Source organism: Nocardioides convexus (assembly GCF_011090295.1).
The window spans coordinates 3991439-4010583 of sequence record NZ_JAAMYA010000001.1 but is presented as its reverse complement, the minus strand read 5'-3'; the positions used below and the strand labels follow the sequence as shown (position 1 = coordinate 4010583).

The window sequence follows — 19145 nt, the reverse complement described above, 5'->3', positions numbered from 1 at the left end:
GGGCGAATCGTATCGAGCGCACGGACCTCGCGGCGCACCCGCCGGGCCTCCACCACGACGTAGCCGGCGCCCCCGGCGAGGAGCAGCCCCAGCGAGCCGCCGAGCCACGCCGGTCCCGCCGACGACACCAGGTACGCCGGGCGGAGCCTGCACCCACGCCACGAGCACCCCGAACATGGGCACCCAGTACCACAGCCCCAGCGCCGCGACCGCCAGCGCCGCGACGCCGACCAGGCCGAGCACGACGGCGGCGGCCGAGGCCCGCCAGCCGGCGGCGACCAGGGCCAGCCTGGACCGGCACGGACACCACGACCACGGCCGCCAGGCGCAGGGCGGGCAGGCGCAGCAGCGACCGCCCGGCCACCGTGGTCGGCTCGGGCCACCGGTCCACCATCGGGTAGCCCAGCGCCATCGCGGCGAGCACGGGCAGCGCGTTGAGCACGGTGGTGCGGTTCTCGAAGACCGGCAGACTCGACGTAGGCGTCCCCGGCGACGAGGGCCACCCCGGCCAGCGCCAGGGAGACCGCCAGCGCCGCCCCCAGGCCCCACGCCCGGGCGACCGCCCCGCCCCGCCCCGCCGACCGGGCCGCGCTCGCCGAGCCTAGCCGGTCTAGCCGGCCTAGCCGACCTAGCCGACACCGTCGGGCATCCGGATCGCCGCGAAGTCGCAGGTCGCGAGCCTGGTCGTAGGTCCGGCGTACCCACGCCGCCTGGAGCGCCGGATCGCCGCTCAGCCACCGGAAGTCGGCGTCGCGTGGGCCCGGCTCCAGGTCACCGACCTGCACGGAGATCCACCGGCTGATCAGGTGGCGCTCGTCGAAGGGTGGCGGCGTCGCGCTCTCGGTGAAGTCCGGCGCGCACCGCGCAGGCGTGAGCAGGGTCCAGAACACCGAGCGCTCGCTGACGCTCGTGCGCGACTCCTCCTCGGCCATCAGCCCCACCCAGCCCTCCCCCGGCCGGCCGTCACCACCGGCGGTCTGGGAGAAGCGCGCCGGGAGCCGCGCCCCGATCGCGATCAGCGGCTTGGCCAGCCGCTGTGCCTGCGCGCTGAGGTCGGCCAGCGGGCGGGGGATCTCGCGGTAGACGCAGACCTCCGGCGCCCGTCCGGCGCAGGTCACGGCCGGGTGCGCGACGGGGCCGTAGTGCCCGTCGCTGTCGTCGGGCGTCCACACCCAGCCGAGGCCGAGCAGGACCAGCGCGGCGAGGCCCACCGCCCACCGGGTCCGGGTCGCGACGGCCAGCCCGCGGTGTGCCAGGGCCAGCACGGCCCAGGCGAGGCCGATCGCGAGCACCCCGCGCCCGAGGGTGGGCAACGGCCGGAACGTCGCTCCGGTGAGCGAGCCCGCGCCGCCGGTGCTGAACAGCGCGGGCATCGGCCCGACGACGGTCCACAGGAAGAGCAGGAAGACCAGCACCGCGGCGGCGGGCGCCGCCCACGGACGGCCGCTCGCCCACCCGATCGCGGCGCCGATCGCGCTCTGGCAGCCGAGCACCAGCCAGGCCGGCACGAGGATCCACACGTACCGCGGGTAGGCCGGCACGCCGGCCAGGCTCGCCGCGGTCGTGGTCGACACGGTCAGCAGCAGCATCGCGGTGCAGCCCAGGGCCCAGACGGCGAGGAAGGGCTGCAACCAGCGCAGTGCGTCCCACCGGCTCTGCAGGAGCACCTCGTGCATCGCCGAGGAGCGCAGCCGGGCGTAGGCCAGGCAGGCGCAGCCCGCCGCCACCGGCCCGACCAGGGCCACGCTGCCCGCACCCCAGTCGAGCGCCTGCTTCCACGAGCCGATCCACTCCGTGCGGCCCAGCGCGTACGCCGCGGCGGCGCCGAGCAGCGCGAGCACCGGAGCGCGAGCACCCGCTCGCCCCCGAGCCAGGTGCGCCAGCGGCTCACGAACGGGCCCGCGCGATCGTCACGAGGAACGCCTGCTCCGCGGAGTGCTCCGGGCCGCCGTGGGCGTCGACGAAGGCCGCGGTCGGGCCGACGTGGAGCAGCCGGCCCGCCTCGAGCACGGCCAGCCTGCTCGGCCATCATCACCACGTCCTCCATCACGTGACTGCTGAGCACCGTCACGGCGCTCGAACCGAGGGCGGCCAGGATGCCGCGCAGGCCGGCCCGCTGCTCGGGGTCGAGGCCGGTCGTGGGCTCGTCGAGGAGCAGCACGTCCGGCTCGGTCACCAGGGCCACGGCCAGCGCGAGCCGGCGCTGCATGCCGCCGGACAGGTGCCGCACCCGGTCCCGGCCCCGCGTGGCCAGGCCGACCCGCTCGAGGATCGCCGGGTTCCTGGCCCCCGCCACCCTGGCCGGGACGTCACGCACCCAGACTCGCGTAGGCCAGGGCATCGGCCACCCGCAGGCTCGCCGGGCAGGTCCAGCCTGCTGCGGCATGTAGCCGATCCGGTCCAGGACCGTGCGACGGCGCCGACCATAGAGGTCGACGCCGTCGACGGTGACCCGACCCCCGACGGGTCGACGGCACCCGGCCAGGGTGCGGAGCAGGGTGGACTTCCCCGCTCCGTTGACCCCGACCAGGCCACACACCCCGTCCTCGACCCCGAAGGAGTCGATGTCCACGACGGGGCTCGCCCCGCGCCCGTAGGCGCAGCGCAAGTCACTGACGGCGATGCTCACCTCAGATGACGAAGGTGAAGTACGGCTTCCGGCTGCACGGGTCGGGGCTGAGGTACTGGTCCTCGCAGGTCTTCACGTGCACCCGGCCCTGGCTCGCGCTCCGGCTGGAGTAGTCGTCGGCGTCGTACTGGTCGACCCAGGAGTTGGTGGTGTTGCGCGCGCTCTGGTCCTTGCCGGTCTCGATCCCCCACTGCTCGCCGTAGGGGCCGCCGGTCTTGTAGGAGTAGGTCGTCTCCGTGTAGGCGCCGCGGTTGTAGCCGTGCGGGTCGCGGTAGAACGTGTGGTTCTTGAGCATGCCGTCCTTGGTGTACGCCGTGCCGTAGGCCTTGGCGCGGATGGTGCCGTCCTCGCTCGCCGTCAGCGGCGAGGACGAGGAGTACCAGTTCTGCGAGGCCGCGAAGGCCGCCGGCCCCCAGGCCAGGAAGAGCAGCGCGATGACCGCCGAACCGAGTGCCGTGGCGATCGAACGGGTCGAACGAAGCATGAGAAATCCCCCCGAGATGAGTGCCGGCGGATGTCACCGGCAGCACCCATACTGGTGTGGCAATCTCAGTGTGTCAAGGGTTGACGGACCAGCGGGGGAAAACGCACCAGGACCCGGCCGGGGAGGGAGGGTGGCCGGGTCCTGATTGTCCACGCAGCCTGATGGACAGTGCCTGGACCGAGCCCGGGCTTCGGGAGGGAGCGTGATTCCCGGGCTCGTGGAGTTCAACGAGGGCGCCAACAGCGGGTTACGCCGCGACGGAACAAGTTCTGCGCAAAAGTCCTCGGGCTCAGCCTGACGCCCACGATGGGCAGCCGCAGCGCCGCCGGGGCGTCCGCGGGGACCACCGGCGCCTTGGGCGCGATCGGCTCGATCCGGGCGTAGGACTCCCCCAGCGCCGGACGAGCGTCCTCCTCGCCCTTGTTGGGCCAGTACGCCATCGCCCGCTCCGCCTGCGCGGTGATCGTGAGCGACGGGTTCACGCCCAGGTTGGCCGAGATCGCCGAGCCGTCCACGATGTGCAGACCGGGGTGTCCGTACATCCGCTGGTAGGCGTCGACCACGCCGGTCTCCGGGCTGTCGCCGATCGTGCAGCCGCCGATGAAGTGCGCGGTGAGCGGCCGGTTGAACGGCTCGCCGATGGTGCCACCGGCGGTGCCGCCGCCCATCGCGGCCGCCATGCGCCGCACGGCGTCGTTGGCGGCGGGGATCCAGGTCGGGTTCGGCTCGCCGTGCCCCTGCTTGGAGGACAGCACCCACTTCCCGGCGACCTTCTTCGGGAAGGTGGTGATCGAGTTGTCCACCGACTGCATGACCAGCGCGATGACCACGCGCTCGGACCAGTGCTTGACGTCGTAGAGGTCGCGGACCCGCCGGCGCTCCTTCCACAGGCTCCTTGAGCCACACCCGCCAGCGCGGCTGGTCGCCGTCGCCGTCGGTGAGCACGGTCTGCATGAGCGACATCGCGTTGCTGCCCTTGCCGTAGCGCACCGGCTCGATGTGGGTGTGCTCGTCGGGGTGCCAGGAGGAGGTGATGGCGACACCGTCGGTGTAGTCCACGTCCGCGCCCTGCGGGGCGATCGCACCGAGGATCGACTCCGAGTTGGTCCGGGTCAGGTGGCCCAGCCGGTCCGAGACGTTCGGGAGGTCGCCCTCGGACTTGAGCCGGTGCAGCAGCCTTCTGGGTGCCGAGTGCGGCGGCCGAGAAGACGACCTGCTCGGCGGTGAACGTCTTGGTGGCGCTACGTCGCGACAGGCTTCGCCTTCGTCCACCGGGTGTCGACCTGGTAGCCCCCGCCGGCGAGCGGGCGGACCCGGGTCACCGTGGTGAGCGGGTGCACCTGTGCGCCGTTCTGCTCGGCGAGGTAGAGGTAGTTCTTGACCAGGGTGTTCTTCGCGTTGTGCCGGCAGCCGGTCATGCACTCGCCGCAGTCGCGACAGGTGTTGCGCGTCGGCCCGACACCGCCGAAGTAGGGGTCCTGGACCGACGTGCCGGGCTCCTGGGCGGGACCGCCGTAGAAGACGCCGACCGGGGTCGCGTGGAAGGTGTCGCCCACGCCCATCTCGTCGGCGACCTTCTTCATCACGTGGTCGGACGGGGTCATCCGCGGGTACTCGATCACGCCGAGCATCCGCTTGGCCTGGTCGTAGTAGGGCGCCAGGCTCGGCCTTCCAGTCGGTGATGTGCGCCCAGGAGGGGTCCTTGTAGAAGGGCTCCAGCGGCTCGTAGAGCGTGTTGGCGTAGACCAGCGAGCCGCCGCCCACCCCGGCACCGGCCAGGATCAGGCAGTCCTTGACCATGTCGATGCGCTGGATGCCGTAGCAGCCGGCGGACGGGGCGTAGAGGTACTTCTTGAGGTCCCAGGAGTTGTCCGCGAAGTCGCTGTCCTCGAAGCGCGCGCCGGCCTCCAGGACGCCGACCCGGTAGCCCTTCTCGGTCAGCCGAAGCGCGGTGACGGAGCCACCGAAGCCGGAGCCGACCACCAGGACGTCGTAGTCGAAGTCGCTCATCGTCAGGCCCTCCCGAGCCTTGTCCATGATCCGCACCGAGGCGGTCATCACCTTCGCGTAGGTCTCGTCGGACATGCCGAGCACCGGCCCGAAGCGGAGCAGGCGCTGGGTGGCGACGGACTGGGTCTCGGTGTAGCGGTGGATGCCCTCGGCACCCTGGCGCCGGCCCATCCCGGACTCGCGCATGCCGCCCATCGGGGCGTCGATGCTGGCGAACGTCGCCCCGAATGCTTCGTTGACGTTGACCGTGCCGCACTTGATCTGGCGGGCGATGGCCCGGCCGCGCTCGGTGTCGCGGGTGTAGACCGAGCCGTTGAGGCCGTACTCGCCGTCGTTGGCCCGGGCGATCGCGTCGGCCTCGTCGTGGAAGCGGTAGATCGAGATGACGGGACCGAAGGTCTCGTTCGCGAAGCAGGTCATCTCCGGGGTGACGCCCTCGAGGATGGTCGGCTCGTAGTAGTACGGCGCGAGGTCGGGCCGTGCCTTGCCGCCCGCCAGCACGCGAGCACCCTTCGCGACGGCGTCGTCGACGTGCGCGGTGACGGTCTCCAGGCTGGTCGGCGGAGATCAACGTGCCCATGTCGGCGTCCCAGTCCAGGGTCGCGCCGAGGCTCATCGCCTTGGTGCGCGCGACGAAGCGCTCCACGAAGCGGTCGTAGACGGCGTCGGCGACGAACATCCGCTCGGTCGAGACGCACAGGCTGGCCGGCGTTGGAGAAGCAGGCGCGGACGGCGCCCTCGGCCGCACGCTCGATGTCGGCGTCGCGCAGCACCAGGATCGGGTTCTTGCCGCCGAGCTCCAGCGAGCAGCCGATCAGCCGCTCGGCCGCCTGCTTGGCGATGATCTTGCCCGTGGCGGTAGAGCCGGTGAAGCAGATGTAGTCGGCGCGCTGGATGATCGGCGTGCCGAGCACGCGGCCGGGGCCGGCCACGACCTGCCAGAGGTCGCGCGGGAAGCCCGCCTCCTCCAGCAGCTGCGCGCCGAGCAGTGCCGAGAGCATGGTCTGCGCGTCCGGCTTGGTCACCACGGCGTTGCCGGCGAGCAGGGCAGGCAGCCCGTCGCACAGCGCCATCGTGAACGGGTAGTTCCACGGCGAGATGATCCCGACCACGCCCTTGGGCACGCGGTTGGTCTCGACCTTCGTCAGCACCGGCACGACACCCGGACGACGCTGGGTGTCGAGGTGCTGGTGGGCGGTGCGGGCGTAGTAGCGCGCGGTGAGCGCGATGTGCAGCGGCTCGTCGAAGGCGTGCTTGCGGGCCTTGCCGGACTCGAGCCTGGATCAGGTCCATGATCTCGGCCCGGCGGTCGAGCACGATGTCGTGCAGCCGGTGCAGGATCCGCGCCCGCTCGTCGATCGAGACCCGGGCCCACGCGGCCTGCGCCCGCCGCGCCCGGCGGAACGCCTCGGCGACGTCCTCCTCGCTCGACTGCGGGATGTTGGCGACCGGCGCGCCGTCGACCGGCGAGAACACCTGGGTGGTGGCACCGGTCGTGGACAGGATCCGCTCGGTGAGCCGGGCGACGTGCTCCGGCTCGAGTGCGTACGCCGCGCGGGGGTCGTGCTCGGGGTCGTGCGGCCCCTCCACCACGGGTCCCTCAGAGGCGCCGGAACCGGAGATCGCTTCGCTCATGGACACGAGCGTAGGTGACCGCCGTCACCGAATCTACCGATCGGTAGCAGATGTGCTGCTTTACACATGCCTTTCTCGTGTCAAGAGCGCGTCCGCGGAGTGACCCTCGGGTCACTTCGGCGCTCACAGCGGCGGCGCGGAGAGGTACACCGACTTGGCTTCGGTGTACTGCGCCAGCCCCTCGGGCCCGAACTCCCGGCCCACCCCCGAGGCCTTGAAGCCGCCGAAGGGAGCGGCGAAGTCCATCGTGTAGGTGTTGATGCCGTAGGTCCCCGTGCGCACCCCGCGGGCCACCTCGAGACCGGCCTCCGGGTCGGCGGTCCAGACCGTGCCGGCGAGGCCGTAGTCCGAGTCGTTCGCGATCCGCACGGCGTCCGCCACGTCGTCGTACGGGGTGACGGAGAGGACGGGACCGAAGATCTCCTCCTGCGCGATCCGCATCCGGTTGTCGACGCCGGCGAAGACGGTCGGCCGGACGTACCAGCCGCGGTCCAGGCCGTCGGGGCGGCCGTTGCCGCCGGTGAGCAGCCGGGCACCCTCCTCCTGGCCGAGCGCGATGTACTTCTCCACCCGCTCCTGCTGGCGCTGCGCGACCATCGGGCCGATCTCGGTGGCCGGGTCGAGCGGGTCGCCGACCTTCATCGCACCGATCGCGGCGGCCAGCGAGGCGGCGAAGGCGTCGTGCCGCTCGCGGCTGACGAGGACGCGGGTCTGCGCGACGCAGGCCTGGCCGGAGTTCATCACGCCGAGGAACTTCAGGCCCTCGATCGCGGTGGCCTCGTCGGCGTCGTCGAGGATGATCGCGGCCGACTTGCCGCCCAGACTCCAGCGAGACACGCTTGAGTCTGCTGACCGCAGATCGCGCCGATCGTGCGACCGGCCGCGGTGGAGCCGGTGAAGGCGACCTTGTCGACGCCCGGGTGACGCACCAGGTGCTCGCCCGTCTCGCGGCCGCCGGCGACGATCGACACGACGCCCTCGGGTACACCGGCCTCGACGAGCAGACTCGGCCAGCAAGTAGCAGTCCAGCGGGCTCTCCGGCGCCGGCTTCACCACCACCGTGCAGCCGGCGAGCAGCGCCGGGACCAGACTTCGACAGCACTGTGAACTGCGGGACGTTCCACGGCGGGATGGCGGCGACGACCCCGACCGGCTCGTGCCGTACGACGACGTCCGCACCGAGCGCGCCCGGGCGGGTCGACTCCCAGGGGAACTCCCGGGCGATGGCCAGGAAGGCCTCGATCTGCATCCACGGCGCGGGCGCCTGGGCCAGGTTGCTGAAGGAGATCGGCGAGCCCATCTCGGTGGAGATGATCGTCGCCATCTCCTCCAGGCGGGCGGCGTACAGGCCGGAGAGGGCCTGCACGACCTCGATCCGCTCGGCGGGGCTCGTCCGCGGCCACGGGCCCTCGTCGAAGGCCCTCCGGGCAGCGGCGACCGCCGCGTCGATGTCGGCGGGCATGCCCTCGGGGACCCGCGCGACGACCTCCTCGGAGTGCGGCGAGACCACCTCCAGCACCGCGTCGGTGGCGGGCCTGGTCCAGGTCCCGCCGATGAACAGGGCGTCGCGGTCGAGGGTCATGAGTCTCTCCTTCGCAAGGTCGAACCAGTCGGCGAAGCCGCTGGGGTCGTGACGGCCGAGGGCACCGTGCTCGAACAGGCCCCACCCCTCCGCACCGTCCGGTACGCCGGCCCCTGGCCCGTGCACGGTGGCCCGGCCGACGTGGTCGATCACGCCGAACATGACCCGTCCGGCGACGGCCGGGTCGGCGAGGTCGTAGGTCAGGCGCTCGGTGAAGCCGGCGCCCCTCCACGTGCCGTGGGTCCAGTCCGAGTCGCCGCCGTAGCCGCCGCCGACGTGGATCGGCACCGCCAGCCGCGACTCGACCTCCAGCACCAGGCTCCTCACCGGCGGGAGTCGTGCAGACGATGGTCGCGCCGGTGGGCACGCGGGTGCCCGGCGTGTAGTGGATGGTGACGCGCGGCCAGCCGAGTCTGCTCCACCCGGCCCTCGCGCCACACGCGGGTGCAGTCGTTGAGCGTGCGGAAGCCGTCCGGCGTCTCCTGGATGATCAGCACGACGCAGAACTCCTCGAAGCGCATCGGCACGTAGAGCCACCACATGCCCTTGAACGCCGGGTCCGCGGGCTTGCCCGGCGGCGCCGCCTCACCGACCGGCCGGATGCCCCAGGACCGGTCGCGGCTGCCCACCCAGCGGTCCGGGGTGACGGCGAGGTCGGTGCCGTCGACGCTGATCGTCCCCTCCCAGGTGCCGACCTGGGCGAAGCGCTGCGCGTCGAGGGTGGTGCCGCTGCCCTGGCGCATCACGTGCGGCAGGCTCCTGGACGACGTCGAAGGAGCCCTCCCAGGACAGGTCGAGGGCGATCCCCTCGGTCTCCTCCAGCACGATCCGCAGCCGCCGCAGCGGCTCGGTCACCTCGATCCGGTACGCCCCCACCTGTTGCGCCATCCGGTCCGCCCCCCGCGGGTCGGCGGCGTCGCCCAGGTGCACGGCGGTCTGCTCCTCGCCCCGGCGCAGGAGCACGAACGCGTCCTTGGTGCCGAGGTTGGGGTAGAACCCGAGCCCGGTGATCAGGAAGATCTCACCGGTGCGGTCGTGGGCGTTGAGGTAGCAGCGGTCGTAGAAGTTGCGGTCGCTGCTGCCGGCCCAGGCGACGGGGCGCGGCAGCCTGGTGGATCGGGAACTCGTCGAGGGGGCCGAGGCCGACGTACTCGTCGTGGAGGCTCATGCGCCGACCTGGTCCAGCAGCCGCTCGAAGAGCGGACGGTGGTGGAAGACCGACTCGGGGTCCGCGGGCACCTCGATCTCACCGAAGTGGATCTGCCGCGCGCTGGTGCGCAGGAAGACGCAGCCCCAGCCTGACCGCCGCGTGCACGAGGTACCAGGTCAGGTCCCCGGGCCGCACCCCACTCACCTCGGCGTACGTCGCCACGACGTCGTCGGCCGCCAGGAAGTCCGGCATCCCGGGCAGCCCGAGCATGGTCGCGATCTCCTGGAAGACCTGGTGGGCGAACACCATCCAGGCGATGTCGAGCTCGCGCGGGCCGAGCGTGGCCATCTCCCAGTCGAGCACGGCGACCGGTGCGAAGTCGCGGTACATCATGTTGCCGATCCGGGCATCGCCCCAGACCAGGACCGGGTCACCCTCGTCGGCGGGCAGGTTCGCCTCCAGCCAGGCCAGCCCGCGCTCGATGAGTGGTGACCTCGGGCTTGCTTCGCTGGTGGTGGTCGCATAGTCGTACCAGTGGCGCGTCTTGGCGAGGTTGCGGGCGAGCGCCGTGTCCCCCAGGTGGCCGGTGACGCCGGGATCGAGGAAGCCGAAGGTGCTCTCCGGGTCGGGGACGGCGTGCAGGCTTGGCCAGCACCTCGACGCTGGCGCGCTGAAGCCGGGCCTGCTGCTCCGGCGAGGCGTCGTAGAGCCAGTTGTCGCCGAACGGGTAGGGCAGCACGTCGGGCGGCACCGCGCCGTCCAGGCGCTCCATGAGGAAGAACGGCGTGCCGAGCACCTCCCCCGTGGGCTCGTTGTGGCCGACCGGCGGGACCGGGACACCGGCGAGCCGGCCGGCGAGGCGCATCGCGTCGTACTGGTCGGTGAGGCGGTACTCCGGGAACACCGGGAGGTCCCCGGCCGCGGGGGCGACCCGCGCGACGTACTCCCGGGTGGTGCGGGTGCCGTCCGCGGTGCTGGTGACCGCGAGGAGCACGGTCTCGCTCGACATGCCGTTGGTCTGGATGCCCTCGTGGACGGCGACCGTGGGCTGGGCTCCCTCGGGCAGCAGCCGGGTCAGCCAGCCGGTGAGCCGGGCACGCAGGTCCTCGGCATCGCGGCTGGACCGCTGCAGGGTCATGTCGGCGGGTGGGGGCGGCTGCGTCACGGGGGTCCTCCTGGAGGCTCCAGCCTGTTAGAACGTGTTCTACTTTGTCAACGGATGATTACGGTACCGTCGGTATCGAAAGAGGGGAAGAGGTCATGGCGAACCAACGCGCGACGGGCCGTCCGCGGGACCCGCGGATCGAGGCCGAGGCGTGCGCCGCCGTCCGTGCCCTGCTGACCGAGGGCGGGTACGCCGCCGTGACCGGGTCCGCCGTCGCCACCCGCGCCGGTACGACGAAGGCCGCGCTCTACCGCCGCTGGCCCGCGCTCCCCCACCTCGTCCACGAGGCCGTCTTCCCCGGCGAGTCTCGCCCTCGACCTGAGCCTCGGCGCGGACCTGCCGACCGACCTCGCCGGCGTCGTCCGCGGCGCCCGTGACGCGCTGTGCACGCCCGTCGCCGCGGCCGCGCTGCCCGGCCTGATCGCCGAGATCGGCACCTTCCCCGACCTGCACGCCGCCATGCTCCAGCGCTTCGCCGGCGTCTTCGGCGCCCTCGACGAACGGCTCCGGGTCGCCGTGGAGGCCGGCGAGGCGCACCCCGGCGCCCGCGCCGACGACCTGCTGCAGCCTGGTGATCGGTGCGGTGATCGCGGGCCTGCTGATCACCCCCGGCGCCCTCGACGACGCCTGGGTGGACCGGCTGACGGGCACCCTGCTCCGCAGCCTCCGCCCCTGAGCCGACTTGGGGTTTCCCACCCGCGACTTGGGGTTTCCCACCCGCGAGTTGGGAGTTCCCCACCCCGGCGGTGTCGGAAAGTCACAACTCGCGGGTGGGAAACCCCAACTCGACCTCCGCGACCGCCACGCCCTCCTCGGCGCCCAGCCGGGCGAGGGGCGTGGCGTCGGGCCCGTAGACCGCAGAGCCGCCGATGAAGCCCGGGCCGGTGAGCCCGGCGACGACGACCGGGAAGCGGTGGTCGAGGGCACGGGCGGCGTAGGTGACGTCCATCCGGCGCTCTCCGCCGGGGAAGTACGCGGCCGAGCAGAGGTAGCCCACCGCGCCGGCGGCGGCGGCCTGCGCCGCGTGCGCGGGGACGCTGCCGTCGCGGCAGATCGACAGCGCCAGCGAGTGGCCGTCGACGTCGAGGAGCACCGCTCCGGGTGCGCCCGGGACGAACCAGGCCGGCTCGTCCCCGTCGAGGTGCTGCTTGTCGTAGGGCACGTCCACCTCGCCGCCCGGCGAGACGACCACCGAGGACAGCGTGCGTCCGTGCGGGCGGAGCACCGCGGCGGAGGCGACCACGGTGGTCCCCGCATCGGCAGCCGCGGCGCGCAGGGGGTCGAGAACGCCTCCGGCGAGGTCGCCGGGGGTGGGCAGCGTGCCGGCGAACGCGCGCGCGTCGTACCCGGTCAGGAAGGCCTCGGGCAGCGCCACCACCCGCGCCCGCGCCCGGCGGACCAGCCGCGCGGCGGTCGCGACGTTGTGGGTGAGGTCGCCCGGTCGGGCCTCGGCCTGCGCCGCAGCCAGGCGCATCGCGGTCACCGGGTCAGTGGGCGACGATCTCGATGCGCTGGAACTCCTTGAGCTCGGTGTAGCCCGTGGTGGCCATCGAGCGCTTGAGCGCACCGACCAGGTTCATCGTGCCGTCGGCGACGCGGGAGGGCCCGAACAGGATCTCCTCGATCGTGCCGACCTGCTCGAACTGCACCCGCTGGCCGCGCGGCAGGTCCGCGTGGTGCGCCTCGGCACCCCAGTGGAAGCCGCGCCCCGGCGCGTCCGTCGCACGGGCGAACGGCGAGCCGACCATCACCGCGTCCGCGCCGCAGGCGATCGCCTTGGCGAGGTCGCCGGAGGTGCCGATCGAGCCGTCGGCGATGACGTGGACGTAGCGCCCGCCCGACTCGTCGAGGTAGTCGCGGCGGGCGGCGGCGACATCGGCCACCGCACTCGCCATCGGTACGGCGACGCCGAGCACCGTGCGCGTGGTGTGCGCCGCGCCGCCGCCGAAGCCGACGAGGACGCCCGCCGCGCCGGTGCGCATCAGGTGCAGCGCGGCCTGGTGGGTCGCGCAACCGCCGACGATCACCGGGACGTCGAGACTCGTAGATGAACTCCTTGAGGTTCAGCGGCTCGGCCTGGCTGGAGACGTGCTCGGCGGAGACCGTGGTGCCCCGGATGACGAACACGTCCACGCCCGCGTCGGTCACCGTCTTGGCGAACTCCTTGGTCCGCTGCGGCGACAGCGAGCCCGCGACGGTCACCCCGGCGTCGCGCATCTCGCGCAGGCGCTCGGTGATGAGACTCGGCCTTGATCGGCTCGTCGTAGATCTCCTGCAGCCGGCGGGTGGCCTCGACCCCCTGCAGCCCGGCGACCTCCTCGAGCAGCGGCTCCGGGTCGTCGTACCGGGTCCAGAGGCCCTCGAGGTTGAGGACGCCGAGGCCGCCGTGCTGGCCGAACTCGATCGCGGTCCGGGGCGACATGACCGAGTCCATCGGCGCCGCCAGGATCGGCAGCGTGAAGCGGTAGGCGTCGATCTGCCAGTCGACGCTGACCTCCTCCGGGTCGCGCGTGCGCCGGGAGGGCACGATCGCGATGTCGTCGAAGGAGTACGCGCGGCGGGCCCGCTTCGCGCGGCCGATCTCGATGTCGCTCACCGGAGCAGGTTACCGAGAACCCGCCCGTGGGCAGAGACGAGGCGTGTCCCCTCGCGCTCTCCCCCTGCTCACCCTGCTCGCCGTCACCGCCCCCGGCCTGGTGGCGTGCTCGGGCGACGAGACCGCCGAGCAGGCCGGTCCCACCCTCGACACGCACTGCCCCCGGGCGCCGAGCGCGGCCACCGAGGCACCGTTGCGGAACGTCGTGCGCGTCGACGGCGTCCTCTACGGCGCCGGCGAACTCGGGCATCGAACGCCTCGACGGCACCGAGCGCACCGAGATCTACGACGAGGGCGCTGATCTCGACCTCGAGTCTGCTGACCGGGTACGACGGTGACCTCGTCGTCTCCGCGAACGCGGGCCGGAGCGACCCGGCGCCGCACCTGATCCGGCTCACCACCGACGGCGCCGTCGTGTGGGACGTGCAGGTCCCCGAGGGCGGCACCCGCCCCGTGCTCAAGGCACCCGACCCGATCGTCAGCCTCGGCTCGGACACCTACGTCGACCTGGACACCGGCCGGACGACCGACTGGCCCGATCCGATCGGGCTGCCGGAGGTCACGCTCAGCCGCGACGGCCGGGACTACGCGCTCGGCGACCACAGCAGCAGTGCGTTCGTCTACCACGACCTGGCCGATCACACCGTGGTGACGACGCCCGACGACGACCAGGAGGTCGTCGGCGAGATCTCCGGCAGCGCCGCCGTCTGCGGCGACCGGGTCTACGCGCTGTCGGCCGACCGGGGGACGCTGACGACGTACCGGATCGGGGACGAGCTCGAGCAGGTCGGCCAGGTCCGGCTGCCGGCGCAGGCGACCCAGACCGCCGTCGGGACGACGGAGGGCGCGGTGCTGCTCGAGATCGGCGGGCGGACCTGGCTCGTGACCGACTGAGGCACGATGGCGTCATGACAACGCGTCCCCTGCGTCGCCTCGGCTTCCTCACCATCGGCCTGTTCGACCCTGCCGACCCCCGGCCCGGCCACGAGAGCACGTTGCGGCTCATCGAGCTCGGAGAGCAAACTCGGCATGGACTCGGCCTGGCTGCGGCACCGCCACCTGCAGCACGGCATCTCCTCGCCCGTCGCCGTGCTCGCCGCCGTGAGCCAGCGCACCCGCCGCATCGAGACTCGGCACGGCGGTCACCCCGCTGGGCTGGGAGAACCCGCTGCGCGTCGCCGAGGACTGGGCCACCGTCGACGTGCTCTCCGGCGGCCGGCTCAACCCGGGCTTCAGCGTGGGCCCGCCGATGCAGTGGGAGCACGTGCACGGCGCGCTCTACCCCGACACCGCCGAGGCCGAGGACTTCACCTACACCCGCGTCGAGCGCCTGCTCGCCCTGCTCCGGGGCGAGCGCGCGTCGTCGTTCGCCGGCACCCAGGGCATCGAGACCTTCTCCGAGCGCGTCCAGCCGCACTCCCCCGGGCTCCTCTCCCGGTGCTGGTACGGCGGCGCGTCGCTCGCCTCCGCCCGCTGGGCCGGTGGCCAGGGGCTCAACCTGCTCACCAGCAGCGTGGTGAAGGCCGAGGACCACGAGCTCACCGGCGAGGGCGACTTCGGCCGCATCCAGCGCGCGCACATCGACACTTTCCGCGCCGCCCACCCCGAGGCCGGGCAGGCCCGGGTCTCCCAGGGCCTGGTCGTGATCCCGACCGACTCCGCGACCCCGGACCAGCGCGACCGCTACGCCGCCTACGCCGCCTCCCGCCTGGAGCGCACCAGGACCCCGCAGGGCCCCGGCCGTCTGCTCTTCGCCCCGGACCTGGTCGGTCCCAGCGACGAGTCTCGCCGAGCGGCTGCAGGCTCACCCGGGCTTCCAGGCCGTCGACGAGGTGGCCTTCGCCCTGCCCTTCACCTTCGGCGAGGACGACTACGTCCAGATCCTCACCGACCTCGCCACCCGGCTCGGCCCGGCGCTGGGCTGGAGCCCGGCGGCCTGAGCCGGCGGTGAAGGCGCCGGGCACGGTGCCGATGATCGCGGAGCCGAGGCTCCGCCGCGGGCTACGCCCGAATCACCGCGCTCACCGGTGGTAGTTCGGCGCCTCGACGGTCATCTCGATGTCGTGCGGGTGGCTCTCCTTGAGCGAGGCCGAGGTGATCCGCACGAAGCGGCCCTTCTCCTGCAGACTCGGGGATGGTCTGCGCGCCGACGTAGAACATCGACTGCGAGAGGCCGCCGAGCAAGCTGGTGGGCGACGCCCGCCAGCGGGCCCTTGTAGGCGACCCGGCCCTCGATGCCCTCGGGGACGATCTTGTCGTCGCTGGTGACCTCGGCCTGGAAGTAGCGGTCCTTGGAGTAGGACTTCTTCCCCCGCGAGGACATCGCGCCGAGCGAGCCCATGCCGCGGTAGGCCTTGTACTGCTTGCCCTGGTGGAAGACGACCTCGCCGGGCGACTCCTCGCAACCGGCGAGCATGGAGCCGATCATCACCGACTCGGCGCCCGCGACGATCGCCTTGGCGATGTCGCCGGACTGCTGGAGACCGCCGTCGGCGATCACCGGCACGCCGGCCGGGCCGGCGGCCAAGGAGGCCTCGTAGACGGCCGTGACCTGGGGGACGCCGCAGCCGGTGACCACGCGCGTCGTGCAGATGCTGCCGGGGCCGAAGCCCACCTTGACCGCGTCGGCGCCGGCGTCGACGAAGGCCTGGGCGCCCTCGCGGGTGGCGACGTTGCCGCCGATGACCTGGACGTGCTTGGTGGCGGGGTCGGACTTGAGTCGGCGGACCATGTCGAGCAGCAGGGTCACGTGTCCGTGCGCGGTGTCGGCGACGAGCACGTCGACGCCCGCCTCGATCAGCCCGGTCGCCCGCTCCCAGGCGTCACCGAAGTAGCCGATGGCCGCACCGACCATGAGCCGGCCGTCGGCGTCCTTGGAGGCGAGCGGGAACTGCTCGGACTTCACGAAGTCCTTGACGGTGATGAGCCCGCCGAGGCGACCCTCGGCGTCGATCAGCGGGAGCCGCTCGCGCTTGTGCTTGCGCAGCAGCGCGGTGGCGTCGTCGCGGCTGATGCCGACGTCGCCGGTGAACAGCGGCATCGGGGTCATCACCTCGTCGACCTTGGTGGTCGCCCACTCCGCGACCGGGGTGAACCGCAGGTCGCGGTTGGTGCAGATGCCGAGCAGGTGGTTGTCGGCGTCGACGACGGGCAGGCCGGAGACGCGGTACTCACCGCAGATGCGGTCCAGGCTCCTCCAGCGTCGCGTCCGGGCCGATGGTGACCGGGTTGGAGATGATCCCGGTCTGGGTCCGCTTGACGAGGTCGACCTGGTAGGCCTGCTCCTCGGCGGACAGGTTGCGGTGCAGGATGCCGATGCCACCCTGGCGCGCCATCGCGATGGCCATCCGCGACTCGGTCACGGTGTCCATGGCGGCGCTGATCAGCGGCGACTTCAACGAGATCTCGCGGGTCAGCCGCGAGGTGGTGTCGATGTCGTCCGGCGCGAGGTCGGAATGACCCGGCAGCAGGAGGACGTCGTCGTAGGTGAGACCCAGGGCTGCGAACTTGTCCGGTACCTCCACTCGACCATCGTAGTGCGTGTCCGGGGTCACGCCCTTGACGGGCCGGGCAGGCTGGTGGTGTGAGCCCGAGCCTGCCTCCGCACGTCCTCGTCCTCTTCGGCGCGACCGGCGACCTCGCCGCCCGCAAAGCCTGTTCCCCGGCCTGTACCGGCTCTCCGCGGCCGGGCGGCTGCCGGACCACTTCGCGGTGATCGGCAGCGGCCGGCACTCCCCCGGCACGGACGATGAGTTCCGTGACGCCGTGCGCAAGGCGCTGGAGGAGTTCGTCGGCGACGACGTCGACGCCGAGGTGGCCGACCACCTCCTGGAGCGGATCCGTTTCGTGACCTCCTCCGCCGACGACGGCAGCGAGACCGGCGAGGCGGTGCGTCAGGCCGAGGACCGGCTGCTGGAGGACGCGGGCTGCCTGCTGGGCGACGTACGACGCCTGCTGTACCTCTCCGTCCCACCCGGCGCCGTCAAGGGCATGGTCGGCATGCTCGACCGCGAGGACCTGGTGACCCGATCGCGGCTGGTCACCGAGAAGCCCTTCGGCGTGGACCTGGCCACCGCCCGCGACCTGCAGGCCGTGCTCGGCTCGGCGTTCGACGACGACCAGGTGTTCCGGATCGACCACTTCCTCGGCAAGGAGGCGGCGCAGAACATCCTCGCGCTGCGCTTCGCCAACGGTCTCTTCGAGCCCGCCTGGAACCGCCACTCCATCGAGTCGGTCCAGATCGACGTGCCGGAGAAGCTCACCGTCGAGGGCCGTGGCAGGCTTCTACGAGGGCACCGGCTGCCTGCGCGACATGGTGACCACCCACCTCGCCCAGCCTGCTCGGCTTCGTCGCACTCGAGGACCCGCACGCCTTCCGCGCCTCCGCGATCCGCGCCGCCAAGGCCGCGGCCTTCTCCGCGCTCCGACCGATCGACCCCGAGCGCGTCGTCTTCGGCCAGTACGACGGCTACCGCGAGGAGCCCGACGTCGCGGAGGACTCCTCCGTGGAGACCTTCGTCGCCGCCGAGATGTGGATCGACAACGACCGCTGGCGCGACGTCCCGTTCTACCTGCGCACCGGCAAGGCGCTCGCCGAGGGCCGGCGCACGATCACGGTCCGCTTCCGCGATCCGCGGCACCGCTGGCTCAAGCCCGAGGACGGCAGCGTGCCGGAGCCCAACGAGCCTGGTGATCGAGTCTCGCCGACGAGCCGCGGATCGCGATCGACGTGCGCGCCAAGCGGCCGGGGCCGGACATGGCGCTCGTGGAGGGGGTGTTCCGGCTGGACCTCGCGTGCGACGTACCGGGGGCCGATCCGCTGGAGGCCTACGAGCGGCTGCTGCTCGACGTGATGCGCGGCGACCGGACGCTGTTCATCAGCGCGGAGGAGGTCGAGCGGCTGTGGGAGATCTTCCAGCCGGTGCTGGACCGCCGCCCGCCGACGCTGCCCTACGAGCGGGGCACCTGGGGTCCCGCCGCCGCGCTCGACCTGCCGCTGGGCGGCTGGCGGCTGGGCAACCACCCGCCCGATCGGGAGGCCCGACAGACTAGTGGCGGGTCCACTCCTCCGACTGGGTGAGCCTTGAAGAGATAGGCCAGCGGAGGTACGACGACCACGGCCGCCAGCCCCACCGCCACCAGCAGTCCCTGCAGGGTCGCGGTGGCACCGGCGGCGTCGGTGATGGTGACCTCGTCCACGAGGAGCCACGGGTACTGACCGACGCCCCAGCCGGAGACCACGGCGGCGACGGCGAGCACGGCGGTGAGCCGCGCGACGGCGTACCGGCGGCGCCAGAGCAGGTACATCGTCGCTGCTCCCGCGAGCGCCGAGACCACGACCAGCGGGGCGGCCCGGCCCTCCAGCCCGTCGGACAGGGTCGGCGCGTCGTGCTCCAGCGGCAGCAGTGCCGCGAACACGAGGGCACCGGTGATCGCACCGACCGCGAGCGCGCGGACCCGGATCTCCCCCGCGAGCCGGTGCTGCCCGCTGCGCTCGGCGTCGGCGACGAGGAAGGTGCCGGCCAGGAACGCGCAGGTGCCGACCGCGATCAGGCCCCCGAAGACCGAGGTCGGGTTGAGCCAGGAGGACCACCGGTCGCCGGTGCCGTCGAGCGGCACCCGGCCCGAGGCGATGGCGCCGGCGACGGTGCCGAGGAAGAACGGCGTGATGATGCTGGAGGCGGCGAAGACGGAGCCGAAGAGCCGCGCCTGGCCGATCGTCTCGGCGTACTTGCGGAACGCGAAGCCTGGCCCCGCGCAGCACGATCCCCAGCAACGCGAGGAGCAGCGGCAGCACCAGCGTGGACATCGCCGCGGCGAAAGCCTCGGGGAAGCCGGTCCACCAGATCACCAGCACGTAGATCAGCCAGACGTGGTTGGCCTCCCACACCGGG

18 protein-coding genes and 7 pseudogenes are annotated in these 19145 nt (G+C 72.5%); 5 read left to right on the top strand and 20 right to left on the bottom strand.

The window, feature by feature from the left end; translation table 11 throughout:
* Nucleotides 1-1576: 1576 nt before the first annotated feature.
* The 15 genes and pseudogenes from G5V59_RS29850 to G5V59_RS29795 all read right to left on the bottom strand — a co-directional run.
* Entirely contained in the window at nucleotides 1577-2629 is a 1053-nt protein-coding gene (locus G5V59_RS29850) for an ATP-binding cassette domain-containing protein (protein WP_278258877.1), read from the bottom strand.
* 1 nt (nucleotide 2630) lies between these two features.
* Nucleotides 2631-3113 carry a hypothetical protein gene (locus G5V59_RS29845; protein ID WP_278258876.1) on the bottom strand — a complete coding sequence of 161 codons (483 nt, stop codon included), beginning with the start codon at nucleotides 3111-3113 and terminating at the stop codon, nucleotides 2631-2633.
* 224 nt (nucleotides 3114-3337) lie between these two features.
* Nucleotides 3338-3781 (bottom strand): GMC oxidoreductase, encoded by a 444-nt coding sequence (locus G5V59_RS38015; RefSeq protein ID WP_341351337.1) that lies wholly within the window; start codon nucleotides 3779-3781, stop codon nucleotides 3338-3340.
* A gap of 573 nt (nucleotides 3782-4354) precedes the next feature.
* Nucleotides 4355-4744 (bottom strand): hypothetical protein, encoded by a 390-nt coding sequence (locus G5V59_RS38010; RefSeq protein ID WP_341351066.1) that lies wholly within the window; start codon nucleotides 4742-4744, stop codon nucleotides 4355-4357.
* Between the two features lie 304 nt (nucleotides 4745-5048).
* Nucleotides 5049-5624: pseudogene (locus tag G5V59_RS38005) on the bottom strand (aldehyde dehydrogenase family protein); the annotation flags it as partial.
* A 115-nt stretch (nucleotides 5625-5739) separates the two neighbouring features.
* Nucleotides 5740-5802, bottom strand: a pseudogene (locus G5V59_RS38000) (hypothetical protein); the annotation flags it as partial.
* An 82-nt stretch (nucleotides 5803-5884) separates the two neighbouring features.
* A pseudogene (locus G5V59_RS37995) lies at nucleotides 5885-6352 on the bottom strand (aldehyde dehydrogenase family protein); the annotation flags it as partial.
* Complete coding sequence (locus G5V59_RS37990; RefSeq protein ID WP_341351372.1) at nucleotides 6268-6498, bottom strand: hypothetical protein; 231 nt, start codon at nucleotides 6496-6498, stop codon at nucleotides 6268-6270. The pseudogene G5V59_RS37995 and the gene G5V59_RS37990, both read right to left, overlap by 85 nt.
* Nucleotides 6462-6758 (bottom strand): annotated as a pseudogene (locus G5V59_RS37985) (aldehyde dehydrogenase family protein); the annotation flags it as partial. The gene G5V59_RS37990 and the pseudogene G5V59_RS37985, both read right to left, overlap by 37 nt.
* Nucleotides 6759-6881: 123 nt before the next feature.
* Nucleotides 6882-7817: an aldehyde dehydrogenase family protein gene (locus G5V59_RS29830; RefSeq protein ID WP_341351065.1), complete on the bottom strand. Its 936-nt coding sequence runs from the start codon at nucleotides 7815-7817 to the stop codon at nucleotides 6882-6884.
* Nucleotides 7808-8707, bottom strand: coding sequence for a hypothetical protein (locus tag G5V59_RS37980; protein ID WP_341351064.1), 900 nt, complete (start codon nucleotides 8705-8707; stop codon nucleotides 7808-7810). The genes G5V59_RS29830 and G5V59_RS37980 overlap by 10 nt, the downstream gene beginning before the upstream one ends.
* On the bottom strand, nucleotides 8664-9083 hold the full coding sequence (locus G5V59_RS29810) for a hypothetical protein (RefSeq protein ID WP_278258875.1): 420 nt from the start codon (nucleotides 9081-9083) through the stop codon (nucleotides 8664-8666). Before G5V59_RS29810 ends, G5V59_RS37980 begins: the two co-directional genes overlap by 44 nt.
* Before the next feature lie 278 nt (nucleotides 9084-9361).
* Entirely contained in the window at nucleotides 9362-9508 is a 147-nt protein-coding gene (locus G5V59_RS29805) for a hypothetical protein (RefSeq protein ID WP_278258874.1), read from the bottom strand.
* A gap of 78 nt (nucleotides 9509-9586) precedes the next feature.
* The gene (locus tag G5V59_RS29800; RefSeq protein ID WP_278260147.1) at nucleotides 9587-10069 is read right to left on the bottom strand and encodes a phosphotransferase; all 483 of its coding nucleotides are present in this window, start codon (nucleotides 10067-10069) and stop codon (nucleotides 9587-9589) included.
* 112 nt (nucleotides 10070-10181) lie between these two features.
* Nucleotides 10182-10499, bottom strand: a pseudogene (locus G5V59_RS29795) (phosphotransferase family protein); the annotation flags it as partial.
* A 251-nt stretch (nucleotides 10500-10750) separates the two neighbouring features.
* Between G5V59_RS29795 and G5V59_RS29790 the strand changes: the two are divergent.
* Nucleotides 10751-11032, top strand: coding sequence for a helix-turn-helix domain-containing protein (locus G5V59_RS29790; RefSeq protein ID WP_278258873.1), 282 nt, complete (start codon nucleotides 10751-10753; stop codon nucleotides 11030-11032).
* A 6-nt stretch (nucleotides 11033-11038) separates the two neighbouring features.
* A complete protein-coding gene (locus G5V59_RS29785) occupies nucleotides 11039-11230 on the top strand; it encodes a hypothetical protein (protein ID WP_278258872.1) in 192 nt (63 codons plus the stop codon).
* A 182-nt stretch (nucleotides 11231-11412) separates the two neighbouring features.
* Here the strand turns inward: G5V59_RS29785 and G5V59_RS29780 are convergent, their stop codons facing one another.
* Together G5V59_RS29780 and G5V59_RS29775 are read right to left on the bottom strand one after the other, a co-directional pair.
* Nucleotides 11413-12129, bottom strand: coding sequence for a carbon-nitrogen hydrolase family protein (locus G5V59_RS29780; protein ID WP_278260146.1), 717 nt, complete (start codon nucleotides 12127-12129; stop codon nucleotides 11413-11415).
* Between the two features lie 13 nt (nucleotides 12130-12142).
* A pseudogene (locus tag G5V59_RS29775) lies at nucleotides 12143-13251 on the bottom strand (GuaB3 family IMP dehydrogenase-related protein).
* 105 nt (nucleotides 13252-13356) lie between these two features.
* On the opposite strand from G5V59_RS29775, the gene G5V59_RS29770 reads away from it, so the two are divergent.
* Nucleotides 13357-14145 (top strand): hypothetical protein, encoded by a 789-nt coding sequence (locus tag G5V59_RS29770; protein ID WP_278258871.1) that lies wholly within the window; start codon nucleotides 13357-13359, stop codon nucleotides 14143-14145.
* Nucleotides 14146-14253: 108 nt separating this feature from the next.
* On the opposite strand, the gene G5V59_RS29765 is transcribed toward G5V59_RS29770, so the two are convergent.
* On the bottom strand, nucleotides 14254-14445 hold the full coding sequence (locus G5V59_RS29765) for a hypothetical protein (RefSeq protein WP_278258870.1): 192 nt from the start codon (nucleotides 14443-14445) through the stop codon (nucleotides 14254-14256).
* Here G5V59_RS29765 and G5V59_RS29760 point away from each other — a divergent pair.
* Nucleotides 14402-15202, top strand: a complete 801-nt coding sequence (locus G5V59_RS29760) for an LLM class flavin-dependent oxidoreductase (RefSeq protein ID WP_341351336.1) — start codon at nucleotides 14402-14404, stop codon at nucleotides 15200-15202. The two genes, G5V59_RS29765 and G5V59_RS29760, sit on opposite strands and share 44 nt — an antisense overlap.
* A 70-nt stretch (nucleotides 15203-15272) precedes the next feature.
* Here G5V59_RS29760 and guaB read toward each other — a convergent pair.
* A pseudogene (gene guaB / locus G5V59_RS29755) lies at nucleotides 15273-16775 on the bottom strand (IMP dehydrogenase).
* A 16-nt stretch (nucleotides 16776-16791) separates the two neighbouring features.
* Here guaB and G5V59_RS29750 point away from each other — a divergent pair.
* Nucleotides 16792-18303 carry a hypothetical protein gene (locus G5V59_RS29750; RefSeq protein WP_278258869.1) on the top strand — a complete coding sequence of 504 codons (1512 nt, stop codon included), beginning with the start codon at nucleotides 16792-16794 and terminating at the stop codon, nucleotides 18301-18303.
* On the opposite strand, the gene G5V59_RS29745 is transcribed toward G5V59_RS29750, so the two are convergent.
* Nucleotides 18202-18969 carry a cytochrome d ubiquinol oxidase subunit II gene (locus G5V59_RS29745; RefSeq protein WP_278260144.1) on the bottom strand — a complete coding sequence of 256 codons (768 nt, stop codon included), beginning with the start codon at nucleotides 18967-18969 and terminating at the stop codon, nucleotides 18202-18204. The two genes, G5V59_RS29750 and G5V59_RS29745, sit on opposite strands and share 102 nt — an antisense overlap.
* Nucleotides 18970-19145 lie beyond the last annotated feature (176 nt).

Bases quoted from the DNA above. Each gene is read 5' to 3' on its own strand.
- G5V59_RS38010 (WP_341351066.1), bottom strand. From the start codon at position 4,744: ATGCTCGGCGTGATCGAGTACCCGCGGATGACCCCGTCCGACCACGTG.
- G5V59_RS29810 (WP_278258875.1), bottom strand. From the start codon at position 9,083: ATGCGCCAGGGCAGCGGCACCACCCTCGACGCGCAGCGCTTCGCCCAG.
- G5V59_RS29780 (WP_278260146.1), bottom strand. From the start codon at position 12,129: ATGCGCCTGGCTGCGGCGCAGGCCGAGGCCCGACCGGGCGACCTCACC.
- G5V59_RS29845 (WP_278258876.1), bottom strand. From the start codon at position 3,113: ATGCTTCGTTCGACCCGTTCGATCGCCACGGCACTCGGTTCGGCGGTC.
- G5V59_RS29805 (WP_278258874.1), bottom strand. From the start codon at position 9,508: ATGAGCCTCCACGACGAGTACGTCGGCCTCGGCCCCCTCGACGAGTTC.
- G5V59_RS38015 (WP_341351337.1), bottom strand. From the start codon at position 3,781: ATGGGCGGCGGCACCGCCGGTGGCACCATCGGCGAGCCGTTCAACCGG.
- G5V59_RS29790 (WP_278258873.1), top strand. From the start codon at position 10,751: ATGGCGAACCAACGCGCGACGGGCCGTCCGCGGGACCCGCGGATCGAG.